Source organism: Pseudomonas sp. B23(2017), from assembly GCF_002113725.1.
In the GTDB taxonomy this organism is placed as follows: domain Bacteria; phylum Pseudomonadota; class Gammaproteobacteria; order Pseudomonadales; family Pseudomonadaceae; genus Aquipseudomonas; species Aquipseudomonas putida_Z.
The window spans coordinates 97,774-110,129 of the sequence record NZ_NEJM01000018.1 but is presented as its reverse complement, the minus strand read 5'-3'; the positions used below and the strand labels follow the sequence as shown (position 1 = coordinate 110,129).

Sequence of the window (12,356 nt, the reverse complement as noted above, 5' to 3'; positions counted from 1 at the left end):
TCCCAGATGGCTCAAGCCCCGGCTTCGCCTTCCAGCAACATGAACAGGCGGTACAGCACCACGGTGCTGAACAACTGCAGGAAGCCGCTGAGGCTGTCCATGGCCAGCTCCATGCCGGGCGATGGCTCGGGGAAGGCCATCAGCAGCAGGCCGTCGATCAGCCAGATCGGCGCCAGCACACCTACGACACAGATCATGATGCGCATGAAGTGCCCGGTGGTCATGCTTGCGCTGTCGCGCATCGACTGCACCACCGTCAGGCCGCGCAGTACCAGCAGGTACTCGGCGAACACCAGGTTGATCATGATCCACACGCCCGGGAAGATGAACAACGCCAGGCCGGCCATGATCAGCAGCGAGCTGATCAGTATCAGCAGGGCCAGCTGTGGCCACAGTTGCACGGCGCGGGCGAACAGGTCGCGCTTGGCGATTTCCTGGCCATTGCTGCGGGTGTCGAGGTACAGGATCAGCGCGGCGCTGTACAGCGGGTAGAACAGCAGGCTGATCAGCATGCCGTAGGCCGGCGATGCCTGGTCGCCCATCTGCCGGTACAGCAGCTGGGTGAGCAAGGCTTCCAGCACCACCAGCGGCAGGCACAGCTGGAGGATGTTCGGCAGGTGGCGGCGGAAGAAGTACAGGGAGTCGCGCAGGACGCTCAGCGGGTTCATCGGTCTACATCGCATGGCAGTAAAAACAGGGGCATAACTTTAGCCCAAAGCAGGCCTGGGGCTGTCACTTGCTGAAAAAAGTTTCACGCCGCCGGTGATTGAATCCCACGCCTGTACGCCCCATCTTTGACGCTGTCCGTTGTCCGCTACCCCACGAGGTCGCCCCATGAATACTGAAGAACAAACCCTGATCGACGGCCTGTTCGGCCGCCTTAAGCAAGCCGAAGACCCGAGCCAGCCACGCGATGCGCAGGCCCAGGCATGCATCGAGGAACATGTGCGTCAGCAGCCGGCGGCGCCTTATTACATGGCCCAGGCCATCCTGGTGCAGGAGGCAGCGATCAAGCGCCTCGACGAGCAGAACAAGCAACTGGAAGCCGAACTGAAGCAGGCTCGTGCCCAGGCCGAGGCCGCCCGTGCCAGCAGCAGTGCGCCGAGCGATGGCGGTGGTGGTTTCCTGTCCAGCATCTTTGGTTCGTCTGGGCGCAATGCGGCCCCGGCCGTGCAACCGCAGCGTCCAGCTGCAGCCCCCGTGGCATCTGGCGGTGGCTGGCGTGAGCCATCGGCGCCTGGCTTCTCTCAGCCACAAGCGCAGCAGCCTGGTTTTGGCGCTGCGCCGGCACGCAGTGGTGCCAGCAGCTTCCTCGGCGGTGCGATGCAGACTGCGGCCGGTGTGGCGGGTGGTGTGTTGCTGGCGCAGGGCATCAGCAGCCTGTTCAACCACAACTCGCAGCCGGAGGAGGTGGTCGAGGTGATCAAGGAAGAGCCGGCCCCGGCCAGCGACAGCGGAGGCTGGAACGACTCGGGGGCACAGCAGCAGGTAGCTGACAACGGTGGTTGGGGCAGCGATCAGGGTGGTTATGCCGACAGCGATTATGGCAGCGATGATGGTGGGTTCTTCTCGGACGACGATTCGTACGTCTGACAGGCCTGGCATACTGCTGGCAATTTTAGGGGCGCTTTGCGCCCCTTTCGCGACGCAACTTGACCAGTCCGGTTTTCGAAAGGTGAAAAGCCAAGCGGGCCAAACCCAGAGGTACATGACAACGCATGGCCGTGTACCTCGGGTTTTCCAGGGGCAACCTGTCAGGGGCAGGTGCCGCCTGGCAGCTATCGGCGCGTGATAAGAAATGTCGCAATGTCGCCATCGTTCGTATTCAAATAGACATTACTGTCCGGAGGCGTGTGATACAGCGTTTTCACGGTACGGCCCGTATGGTCGCGCAGGCGGCAGCGCAGTGTGTCAGGGCCCCATTCCAGCGGTTCGAGTTTTATCAGGTCGACCGGTGAGTTGGTCCGGTACAAACCAAGATAGCCGTTGCGGCTGATCTCGACCTTTCTGTCGCCGTCGGTGCCCGTGCCGTTGATGTAGACATGGATCCGATCCGTTGTCTCGGAGTGGTATTCGATGTTGAACGTGGTGGGTGCTGCTTGGCGTCCGGTGATCAGCCAGCCTTCCTCCTGGCCGAGCCCGGAAGCCTCGCTCAGCCAGACTGGTTGATCTATCCCCGGTGAGTCGAAAGTCATTATGTCTTTGTACCTGTCTTGTGTGCCGTCCCAGTATTTCCAGACCGACTGACAATGTATGTGCGCCTTGAAAGATTTTGCTTCTGCGATCCAGTTGGTAATGCTGTTACTCATGACTGTTCTCCAATGAGGGAGTTGAGCTCCCTCCGCGTGGGTACAGTAGTAAGGCGCGGGACCGGGCCGAAGCTTGAAGTACTTCCTTGTTCATTGGCATTGCATGGGCGAGCAAGGCTGGGAGGCGACCACGTGGAATGCCGACAGCGGTTATGGAGGGTTCTTCTCGGACGACGATTCGTACGTCTGACAGGTCTGGCATACTGCTGGCAATTTTGAGGGCGCTTTGCGCCCCTTTCGCGACACAAGGCCGCTCCTACAAGGGTACGCGAACCCCTGTAGGAGCGGCCTTGTGTCGCGAAAGGGCCGCAAGGCGGCCCCCAGCATTCCAGGCCGACCAAGGGGTTCCAAGGTGAAAAAGATCGCGCTGTTCGCCGATGTGCAGAACCTCTACTACACCGTGCGCCAGGCCCACGGCTGCCACTTCAACTACACCGCCCTGTGGGCCGATGTCAGCCGCGAAGGCCAGATCGTCGAGGCCGTGGCCTATGCCATCGACCGTGGCGACAGCAAGCAGCAGCAGTTCCAGCAGATCCTGCGCAATCTCGGTTTCGATGTGCGCCTCAAGCCCTTCATCCAGCGCAGCGATGGCTCGGCCAAAGGTGACTGGGATGTGGGTATTACCCTGGATGTGATCGACGCCGCCAGCCGCGTCGACCAAGTGGTACTGGCCTCCGGCGACGGCGATTTCGACCTGCTGCTGGAGCGGGTGATACAGCGCCATGGCACCGAGGCGGTGGTGTATGGTGTGCCCGGGCTTACCGCACTGTCGCTGATCCGTGCCGCCACCCGTTATGTGCCCATCGAGGGTGCGCTGTTGCTAAAACACTGAGATTTTTCATGGAACGTATCGCTGTCATCGACTTTGAAACCACCGGCATCAGCCCCGGCGCCGGCTGCCGCGCCACTGAGGTGGCGGTGGTGATGCTGGAGGGCGGGCGCATCGTCGAGCGCTACCAGAGCCTGATGAACGCGGGCGTGCCGGTACCGGCCTTCGTCGCCGGGCTCACTGGCATCACCACCGCCATGCTGCGCAGTGCGCCGCCGGTGGACAAGGTGATGAACGAAGTGGCCGAGTTCGTTGGTGGTACCCCGCTGCTGGCACACAATGCCGCCTTCGACCAGAAGTTCTGGGACTACGAACTGGGCCGCATCGGCCGCAGCCGCAGCCAGGCCTTCGCCTGCTCCTTGCTGCTGTCACGGCGCCTGTTGCCGGCGGCACCGAACCACAAGCTGGGCACCTTGACCCGCTGGGTCGGGCTGCCGGATACCGGTACCGCGCACCGTGCCATGGCTGATGCCGAAATGGCCGCCAACCTGCTGCAACATCTGGCTGGCGTGCTGCGCCAGAGCCACGGTGTACAGCAGCTTTCGCACGACCTGCTCTGCCGCCTGCAGAAAACCCCGGCCGCCAAGGTTCGTGAAGCTCTGGCCAGGTACTGTTAGGGCTTCTTCTCCAGTTGCGCCAGCGGCACCCGCCGCTCCACAGCGCTGGAGAGAATGATCGAGGTCTTGCTGAAGCCGAACTGCGCGACCCGGTTGATCAGTTCTTCCAGCTCCGGCATCGAACCCACCGCTGCCTGCATGATGACGCAGGGGTCGCCGGTTACCCGGTGGCATTCGGTCAACTGGGGGATCTGGGTCAACGCTTCGTAGGCCTGCTGGTTGCCGTGGCTGGCCAGGCGCAGTTCGATCACGCACTGGATCGGCAGGCCGATCTTGCTCATGTCGACCTTGGCCTGGTAGCCGGTGATAACCCCGCTGGCCTCGAGCTTGGCCACCCGCTCGGCCACCGCCGGCGCCGACAGGTTCACCTGGCGCGCCAGTTGGGCGAAGGTGGCGCGGCCATTGTCGAGCAGGGCGGCGAGCAGCATGCGGTCGTACTTGTCCATGGGTTATTTCTGCCTGGTTTCGATTCGATTGAAAAGCATCCGAATAACCATGCAATGCAAAGTGTTCGGGTGATTTAAAGCTGTTTTGTAACTTAAGTTTACACGGTGGCCTTTCTAAACTAAGCCACCCGTAAACGGATTTCGAGTGTTTCCCATGCCTGCCTCCCGTCGCTTCCCGTTGTTGCTCATTGGCGCTTTCCTGGCCTTGTACCTGGTCTGGGGCTCCACCTACCTGTTCATTCGCATAGGCGTCGAGAGCTGGCCACCGATGCTCATGGCCGGGGTGCGCTTCCTGATTGCCGGGGGCCTGCTGTATGGCTTCTTGCGCTGGCGCGGTGTGCCGGCACCGACCTGGCCGCAGTGGCGGGCTGCGGGGGCGATCGGTTTCCTGCTGCTCAGCTGTGGCAACGGTGGCGTGACCGTGGCCGAGCATGCCGGTGTGGCCTCGGGCGTGGCGGCGCTGGCGGTGGCGACGGTGCCGCTGTTCACCTTGCTGTTCGGCCTGCTGTTCGGGCACCGCAATTCGAAGCTGGAGTGGGCGGGGATCGCCCTCGGGCTGGTGGGCATCGGCCTGCTGAACCTGGGCTCCAACCTGCAGGCAAGCCCGATTGGCGCGGCGCTGATCATCTTTGCGGCAGCGTCGTGGGCATTCGGCTCGGTGTGGAGCAAGACCTTGCCGCTGCCCCAGGGGCCCATGGCCAGCGCCGCGGAAATGCTGGTTGGTGGCGCTGTGCTGCTGCTCGGCAGCGTGCTGTCTGGCGAGCGCATGACGCAGATGCCGACCGCTGCCGGCTGGGGCGCACTGGCCTACCTGGTGTTCTTCGGTTCGATCCTGGCGTTCAGTGCCTACATGTACCTGCTCAAGCACGTGCGCCCGGCAGCTGCCACCAGCTATGCCTACGTCAACCCGGCGGTGGCCGTGCTGCTGGGCATCGTCTTTGCCGGTGAGCAGATCGGTGCCGAAGAATGTGTGGCCATGGCGGTGATCATCGGCGCGGTGGTGCTGATTGGCCTGCCGCAGTGGCGCAAGGCACCTGAGCAGGTGCAGCCGTTGAAAGGCGAAATCTGCAAGTAGGCAGGGGTGATGCGGTAAACTTGCCGCCTTCGCTGAACCCCCTGACGGTATTGCCATGAATTTCGCCAAACTCGGCCTGATCGAACCGCTGCTGCACACCCTGCAGCAACTGGACTACACCACCCCGACTCCGGTGCAGGCCAAGGCCATCCCCGCCGTGCTGGCCGGCCGCGACCTGATGGCCGCGGCCCAGACCGGCACCGGCAAGACCGCGGGCTTTGCCCTGCCTGTGCTGCAGCGCCTGGCGCTGGAAGGCGAGAAGGTGGCCAGCAACTCGATCCGCGCGCTGGTGCTGGTGCCCACTCGTGAGCTGGCCGAGCAGGTGCACAACAACGTGCGCGAGTATGCCGAGAACCTGCCGCTGAGTACCTACGCGGTGTATGGCGGGGTCAGCATCAACCCGCAGATGATGCGCCTGCGCCGTGGTGTCGACCTACTGGTGGCCACCCCGGGGCGCTTGCTCGACCTGTTCCGGCAGAATGCCGTGAAGTTCAACCAGGTGCAGACCCTGGTGCTGGACGAAGCCGACCGCATGCTCGACCTGGGCTTTGCCGAAGAGCTGCAGTCGGTGTACGCCGCGCTGCCACGCAAGCGCCAGACGTTGCTGTTCTCCGCCACTTTCTCCGACCAGATCCGCATGCTGGCGGGGCTGGCCCTGAACGACCCGCTGAGCATCGAAGTCAGCCCGCGCAATGCCACGGCCACCAGCGTCAAGCAGTGGCTGGTGCCTGTGGATAAAAAGCGCAAGGTCGACCTGTTCTGCCACCTGCTGCGCAAGCAGCGCTGGAAGCAGGTGCTGGTGTTCGCCAAGACCCGCAATGGCGTCGATCAACTGGTGGAGCGCTTGCTGGCCGAGGGTGTGAATGCCGACGGTATCCACGGTGACCGCCCGCAAGCCACCCGCCAGCGCGCGCTGGACAGCTTCAAGGCCCGCGAAATCCAGGTGCTGGTGGCGACCGATGTGGCGGCCCGCGGCCTGGATATCGATGACTTGCCGCTGGTGGTCAACCTTGACCTGCCGATCGTTGCCGAGGATTACGTGCACCGCATCGGGCGTACCGGGCGGGCGGGCAACAAGGGCGAGGCGATCTCGCTGGTGTGTGCGGATGAAGTGCAACTGCTGGCGGCGATCGAAGTGCTGACCCGGCAGACCCTGCCGCGTCATGAAGAGCCGGACTTCATCCCTGACCACCGGGTGCCGATGACCGACGCCAGTGGCCAGGTGATCAAGAAGCCGAAGAAGCCCAAGAAGCCGAAGGAAAACAGCGCCAAGCGCGGGTTGGGGCGCTGGATGGACAGTGCTGAATCAGGCAGTGCGGAACCGGCGGTGAAGGCGGTGCGCAAGGTACCGAGCTTCAATGGTGGGGCGCGCAAGCGTAAGCCGTAGATTTGCAGTGTACGCGGTCTCTGTGGGAGCGGGTTTACCCGCGAAGAATGCGACTCGGTGCATGGCACGGGCTTCGCCCGTGTTCGCGGGTAAACCCGCTCCCACAGGGGACAGTGTCAACCTTTGGATTTGAGCCAATCCGCCGCCGCCCGCCCGGCGCGCAAGCCGCTGGCAAAGCACGCTGTCAGCAGATACCCCCCAGTCGGCGCCTCCCAGTCCAGCATCTCGCCGGCACAGAACACCCCCGGCATGCCCTTGACCATCAAGCCCTCATCCAGCCCCTCGAAACGCACCCCACCCGCGCTGCTGATCGCCTCATCCAGCGGCCGCGTGCGCACCAGCGTGATCGGCAATGCCTTGATCGCCCTCGCCAAGACACCAGGGTCGGCAAAGGTCGCCTGATCGGTCAGCTCGCGTAACAGCGCCGCCTTGACCCCATCGATACCCAGCTGGCTGTGCAGGTGCTTGGCCATGGAGCGGGAACCCCGTGGCTTGGCCAGCGCCTGGGCAATCTTGTCCACAGGCTTGTCCGGTAACAGGTCGAGCAGCAACACCCCGTGGCCCTCACGGTTGATGGCCTCGCGCACCGGCGCTGACCATGCATACACCAGGCTGCCTTCCACACCCTGCGCGGTGAGGATGAACTCGCCCTTGCGCGGCGCGCTGCCGGGAACGCTGAGGGCAATGTTCTTCAACGGCGCACCGGCGAACTTGTCCTTGAGCAGCGCGCTCCAGCCTGCCACTTCAAAACCGCAGTTGCTGGGCTGCAAGGGTGAGATATCCACAGCCCGTGCGGCCAGCAGCGGCTGCCAGCTACCGTCCGAGCCCAGTCGCGCCCAGCTGCCGCCACCCAGCGCCAGCACCACCACGGCGGCCTTCACCGCCCGCTCGCCCTGTGGATAAGCAATCCGCAATGCACCTTCGGCATTCCAGCCCAACCAGCGGTGACGGGTGTGGATAACTACTCCGCTGTCGCGCAGGCGCTTGAGCCAGGCGCGCAGCAGTGGCGCGGCTTTCATGTCGGTGGGGAACACCCGGCCCGAGGTGCCGACGAAGGTTTCGATACCCAGGCCGTGAATCCACTGGCGCAAGGCGTCGGCATCGAAGTCGTGCAGCAGCGCGGCGATTTCGCCCTGGCGCTCGGCATACCGGCTGACGAACGCCGGGTAGGGCTCGGAATGGGTGATGTTCATGCCACCGACCCCCGCCAGCAGGAACTTGCGGCCCACCGAAGGCATGGCATCGAACACCTCGACCGCCAGGCCCGCCTGGGCCAGTGCTTCGGCGGCCATCAGGCCGGCTGGGCCGCCGCCGATGACGACAGCGAGGGGAGGGGAGGCGGGGCTCAGATCAGGCATGGTGGGCAGCAGGCTGTGGAAAAGAGGCGCATTCTAGCGCAGCGTAGCCTGTGGAAGCACTGCTCAAAAAATGATCAGAGCTTTGCAGGCCTTGCCTGTAAAGGGCTGCAGCGCCTTTCCCGCAGGTTATCCACAAGCGGTTCCACAGTCATTGTGAACAACCGATGACGCGTGCCGCGCTGTGATGAAGGATGCCATGGCGCCTGGCCAGGGCTGCGCGGTCCTTGCTGTAGCCACCGCCGATCACGCCCACCACCGGGATGTCGCGGCCCAGGCAGTGGCGCAGCACCGCTTCGTCACGGGCGGCAACGCCTGCATCGGTCAGTTGCAGATAGCCCAGGGCGTCGTCTTTGTGCACATCGACCCCGGCGTCGTACAGCACCAGGTCGGGTCGATAGAGTGGCAGCAGGTAGTTGAGGGCGTCGTCCACCACCTTCAGGTAGGCCATGTCGCCCATGCCGCGGGGCAGGGGGATGTCCCAATCGCTTTGTGCCTTGCGCGCCGGGAAGTTCTGTTCGCAGTGCAGCGACACGGTGATGGCGTCTGGTGTGTCGTGCAGGATGCGCGCGGTGCCGTCACCCTGATGCACATCGCAATCGAAGATCAGCACCCGGTGTACCCGGCCAGCCTCCAGCAGGTAGCGGCTGATCACGGCCAGGTCGTTGAAGATGCAGAAACCGGCAGGGTGGTCGTAATGGGCGTGGTGGGTGCCGCCGGCAAGGTGGCAGGCGATGCCGTGCTGCAGCGCCATCTCTGCGCTCAGCAGCGAGCCGCCTACGGCGCGCACGGTACGCCGGGCCAGGGCCTCGCTCCAGGGCAGGCCGAGGCGGCGCTGGTCCTCGCGTGACAGGTCACCGTTCATGTAGCGCTCGATGTAGCTGCGGTCGTGGGCCAAGGCGAGGATGTCGTTGGGGCAGATGTCCGGGCGCAGCAGGGCCTGGTCGGTGGTCAGTCCGCTGTCGATCAAGTGGTCGTGCAGCAGGCGAAACTTGTCCATGGGGAAGCGGTGTTCGGCAGGGAACTCCGGGCTGTAGTCTTCGTGGTAGATCAGCGGCAACGGCATGGGTGGGGTCGCAATCGGGGCCAGTGCTGATCTTGCCATGGCTGGAGACTGCTGTGGGAGAACCTGTCTGGCATCAATCTCCTGGCCAGCGCCGGCCTTTGTAGGAGCGGCCTTGCGTCGCGAAAGGGCTGCGCAGCAGCCCCGGGGTATCAGCGCAAATGCACAAATTGCCGGGGCTGCTGCGCAGCCCTTTCGCGACGCAAGGCCGCTCCTACAGGGCGTGTTTGCTGCGAGGGGGCGTTATTTCGTGGTACTGGCCAGCACCCGTTGCCAGTCCGGCTCGTTCAGGCGGCCGAGGATGCGCGTCTTGCCATTGCCGTCCACCGAAACGAACAGCGCACTGGCATAGCCGCTCTCACGCTCGCCCCCCGCAACTTTCTGCTGGCGGGCAAAATGGTCGATGCAGCCGTTGTGGGTCACCAGCACCAGGTTATGCCCCGGTCGTTTGTGTGCCAGCGCTTCACTGGCGAACTGGCTGTCACAGCTTTCCAGCCAGTCCTCACTGGCCACCGCCTGGCCAAGGATGAAATGCGCGGTTTGCCGTGTGCGCAGTTTCGGGCTGCTGAGCATATCGGCGTTGTTCAGGCCCAGCTGGTGCAGCCCTTGGCCAACACGTCCGGCAGCCTGGCTGCCGGCCACGGTGATGCCGGTGGGGTCGTCCACGCATGGACCGGGAGCGCTGTCGCAGCGCTCGGCGTGGCGGATCATCACGATCACCGCACCGTCGGCCCAGTCCTGCAGCAGGCCGCTGTCAGTCAATTGTCGTTCGTTGCCAAGGTCCACGATGTGCGTCCTCGTCGCCAGCCAGGTGCTCAACGCCGCCACGACCATGCACAGGCCAAGGGCGGCACCGAGGGCTTTGCGGGTCAGGCGTCGCTTGCGCCGGGCGTGGATGGCTGGGTGCCCCAGGGTGTTGCTCGATAGCATGCGTTGCTCCGTTGGCATGGTCGCGGCTGGCGCGGCGGTGTTGGCTGGCATCCTGCCAACAGGCCTGTCGGGGGGCGGTGAAGGGCGTGTGAAAATTGCATTCGGCTGCGCCGGCTGGGTGAAACCTGCACCCGCGCCTACGCTGTAAACTGCAAGACGGTAAAACCGGAGCACGCCCGATGACCCCTATCCTGCAACTGGAAAGCGCGCGGCTGGTGCTGCGCCAATGGCACGACGACGACCTGCGCGAGTTCGCCGCCCTGTGTGCCGACCCGCAGGTGATGCGCTACTTCCCGGCGCCGCTGACGCGCGTGGAGGCAGCCGCGCTGATCGGCCGCGTGCGCGGGCATTTCAATGAATACGGCTTTGGCCTGTGGGCCCTGGAGCGCAAGGACAGCGGTGCCTTCATCGGGATGACCGGGTTGCTGCACGTGGGCTTCGATGCCGATTTTGCGCCGGCGGTGGAAATCGGCTGGCGCCTGGCACGCCGCCACTGGGGCCTGGGTTTCGCCAGCGAGGCGGCGTGGACCTGCCTGCGCTGTGCTTTCGCCCAATTGCGCCTGGAGGAGGTGGTGTCGTTCACTAGCGAGAGCAACCTGCCCTCGCAGAAGGTCATGCAGGCCATCGGTATGCAGCAGGACCTGAATGGCAGTTTCGAACACCCCAGTCTGCCCGTGGGCCATCCGCTGCGCCCGCATGTGCTGTACCGCATCGACCGCGCACACTGGGAGCGTACCCTGCGCGCCTGAATGCATGGCCATGCCCGGCACGAATGACAAACCCTGTATCATTTGCCTTCATAAGAGTGCTGTAGAGACCTGTTTGCCTTGCTAGGAGAACCCCCGATGAGTCATGTGTTGGACGACCTGGTCGACCTGTTGAGCCTCGAGTCCATCGAGGAGAACCTGTTCCGTGGCCGCAGCCAGGACCTGGGCTTCCGCCAGCTGTACGGTGGGCAGGTACTGGGCCAATCGTTGTCGGCGGCCAGCCAGACGGTCGAGGATGCACGCCATGTGCATTCGTTGCACGGCTACTTCCTGCGCCCTGGCGATGCCAGCCTGCCGGTGGTGTATTCGGTGGACCGCGTGCGCGATGGCGGCAGCTTCAGCACCCGGCGGGTGACTGCGATTCAGAAGGGCCAGCCGATCTTCACCTGCAGCGCCTCGTTCCAGTACGACGAGGACGGTTTCGAGCACCAGGCGCAGATGCCCGAGGTGGTCGGCCCGGAGAACCTGCCCACTGAAGTCGAGCTGGCCCGGGCCATGGCCGACCAGTTGCCCGAACGCATTCGCGACAAGGTGCTGTGCGCCAAGCCGATCGAGATCCGCCCGGTCACCGAGCGCGACCCGTTCAACCCCCAGCCTGGCGACCCGGTGAAGTACGCCTGGTTCCGCGCCGACGGCAACCTGCCCGATATCCCCGCCCTGCACAAATACATGCTGGCCTACGCCTCGGACTTCGGCCTGCTGACCACTGCGTTGCTGCCCCATGGCAAATCGGTGTGGCAGCGTGACATGCAGATCGCCAGCCTCGACCATTCGCTGTGGTTCCATGGCAACCTGCGTGCCGACGAGTGGCTGCTGTACGCCACCGACAGCCCTTGGGCGGGCAATGCCCGTGGCTTCTGCCGCGGCAGCATCTTCAACCAGGCCGGGCAACTGGTGGCGTCGTCGTGCCAGGAAGGCCTGATTCGCCATCGCAAGGACTGGGCATGAGTCTGGGCGAGGTACGCAACTGGGTGTTCGACATGGACGGCACCCTGACCGTGGCCGTGCACGATTTTGCCGCCATCCGCGTGGCGCTGGATATCCCGGCCGAGCACGACATCCTCACCCACCTGGCAGCCTTGCCGGCGGACGAGGCGGCGGCCAAGCATGCCTGGCTGCTGGAGCACGAGCGTGACCTGGCGATTGCCTCCACGGCGGCCACCGGGGCGGTGGAACTGGTGCGCGAATTGGCCCAGCGAGGTTGCCGGCTGGGCATTCTGACCCGCAATGCCCGTGAGTTGGCGCATGTGACGCTGGAGGCCATCGGCCTGGCGGACTGCTTCCCGGTGGAGCACATTCTGGGGCGTGACGAAGCGGCGCCCAAGCCAAGCCCGGATGGGCTGCTGAAGATTGCCAATGCCTGGGGTGTGGCACCGGGTGAGCTGGTGATGGTGGGGGATTACCGGTTTGACCTGGACTGTGGGCGGGCCGCGGGGGCGCGCACGGTGCTGGTGAACCTGCCGGACAATCCGTGGCCGGAGCTGGTGGATTGGCATGCGGCCGATTGCCGGGCATTGAAGGTGATGTTGGGCTGAGTTTTTGTGTCGCCTGCGCGGGCCTCTTCGCGGGTAAACCCGC

General features: G+C 64.3%; 14 protein-coding genes. 8 read left to right on the top strand and 6 right to left on the bottom strand.

From position 1 onward, the window contains the following. Window positions 1-11: 11 nt before the first annotated feature. Entirely contained in the window at window positions 12-668 is a 657-nt protein-coding gene (locus CAG46_RS24290) for a YciC family protein (RefSeq protein WP_085617965.1), read from the bottom strand. Window positions 669-834: 166 nt separating this feature from the next. Between CAG46_RS24290 and CAG46_RS24285 the strand changes: the two genes are divergently transcribed. After that, window positions 835-1,593: a DUF2076 domain-containing protein gene (locus tag CAG46_RS24285; RefSeq protein ID WP_085617963.1), complete on the top strand. Its 759-nt coding sequence runs from the start codon at window positions 835-837 to the stop codon at window positions 1,591-1,593. A 185-nt stretch (window positions 1,594-1,778) separates the two neighbouring features. Here the strand turns inward: CAG46_RS24285 and CAG46_RS24280 are convergent, their stop codons facing one another. Next, window positions 1,779-2,309 carry a hypothetical protein gene (locus CAG46_RS24280; protein WP_085617961.1) on the bottom strand — a complete coding sequence of 177 codons (531 nt, stop codon included), beginning with the start codon at window positions 2,307-2,309 and terminating at the stop codon, window positions 1,779-1,781. A gap of 352 nt (window positions 2,310-2,661) precedes the next feature. Here CAG46_RS24280 and CAG46_RS24275 point away from each other — a divergent pair, with 352 nt between their 5' ends. Both CAG46_RS24275 and CAG46_RS24270 read left to right on the top strand, forming a co-directional pair. Continuing rightward, window positions 2,662-3,141, top strand: coding sequence for an NYN domain-containing protein (locus CAG46_RS24275; protein ID WP_004576858.1), 480 nt, complete (start codon window positions 2,662-2,664; stop codon window positions 3,139-3,141). 8 nt (window positions 3,142-3,149) lie between these two features. Then, window positions 3,150-3,755: a PolC-type DNA polymerase III gene (locus tag CAG46_RS24270; RefSeq protein WP_085617959.1), complete on the top strand. Its 606-nt coding sequence runs from the start codon at window positions 3,150-3,152 to the stop codon at window positions 3,753-3,755. Here CAG46_RS24270 and CAG46_RS24265 read toward each other — a convergent pair. Next, window positions 3,752-4,201, bottom strand: coding sequence for an Lrp/AsnC family transcriptional regulator (locus tag CAG46_RS24265; RefSeq protein WP_015271918.1), 450 nt, complete (start codon window positions 4,199-4,201; stop codon window positions 3,752-3,754). The genes CAG46_RS24270 and CAG46_RS24265 overlap by 4 nt on opposite strands. A 154-nt stretch (window positions 4,202-4,355) precedes the next feature. Between CAG46_RS24265 and yedA the strand changes: the two genes are divergently transcribed. Then, window positions 4,356-5,276, top strand: a complete 921-nt coding sequence (gene yedA, locus CAG46_RS24260) for a drug/metabolite exporter YedA (RefSeq protein WP_085617957.1) — start codon at window positions 4,356-4,358, stop codon at window positions 5,274-5,276. A gap of 55 nt (window positions 5,277-5,331) precedes the next feature. Beyond that, window positions 5,332-6,663: a DEAD/DEAH box helicase gene (locus tag CAG46_RS24255; protein ID WP_085617955.1), complete on the top strand. Its 1,332-nt coding sequence runs from the start codon at window positions 5,332-5,334 to the stop codon at window positions 6,661-6,663. Between the two features lie 116 nt (window positions 6,664-6,779). Here CAG46_RS24255 and CAG46_RS24245 read toward each other — a convergent pair whose 3' ends face one another. From CAG46_RS24245 to CAG46_RS24235, 3 genes are all read right to left on the bottom strand, one after another. Beyond that, window positions 6,780-8,021, bottom strand: coding sequence for a TIGR03862 family flavoprotein (locus tag CAG46_RS24245; protein WP_085617953.1), 1,242 nt, complete (start codon window positions 8,019-8,021; stop codon window positions 6,780-6,782). Window positions 8,022-8,169: 148 nt separating this feature from the next. Further along, on the bottom strand, window positions 8,170-9,084 hold the full coding sequence (locus CAG46_RS24240) for a histone deacetylase (protein WP_015271914.1): 915 nt from the start codon (window positions 9,082-9,084) through the stop codon (window positions 8,170-8,172). A 240-nt stretch (window positions 9,085-9,324) separates the two neighbouring features. Beyond that, window positions 9,325-10,011: a histidine phosphatase family protein gene (locus CAG46_RS24235; protein WP_085617951.1), complete on the bottom strand. Its 687-nt coding sequence runs from the start codon at window positions 10,009-10,011 to the stop codon at window positions 9,325-9,327. A gap of 179 nt (window positions 10,012-10,190) precedes the next feature. Here CAG46_RS24235 and CAG46_RS24230 point away from each other — a divergent pair, with 179 nt between their 5' ends. The 3 genes from CAG46_RS24230 to CAG46_RS24220 all read left to right on the top strand — a co-directional run bounded on the left by CAG46_RS24230 (window position 10,191) and on the right by CAG46_RS24220 (window position 12,313). Next, on the top strand, window positions 10,191-10,760 hold the full coding sequence (locus CAG46_RS24230) for a GNAT family N-acetyltransferase (protein ID WP_085617949.1): 570 nt from the start codon (window positions 10,191-10,193) through the stop codon (window positions 10,758-10,760). Window positions 10,761-10,856: 96 nt separating this feature from the next. After that, window positions 10,857-11,726, top strand: a complete 870-nt coding sequence (gene tesB, locus CAG46_RS24225; protein WP_075046449.1) for an acyl-CoA thioesterase II — start codon at window positions 10,857-10,859, stop codon at window positions 11,724-11,726. Further along, a complete protein-coding gene (locus tag CAG46_RS24220; protein WP_025340732.1) occupies window positions 11,723-12,313 on the top strand; it encodes an HAD family hydrolase in 591 nt (196 codons plus the stop codon). Before tesB ends, CAG46_RS24220 begins: the two co-directional genes overlap by 4 nt. The last annotated feature ends 43 nt before the right edge of the window (window positions 12,314-12,356 follow it).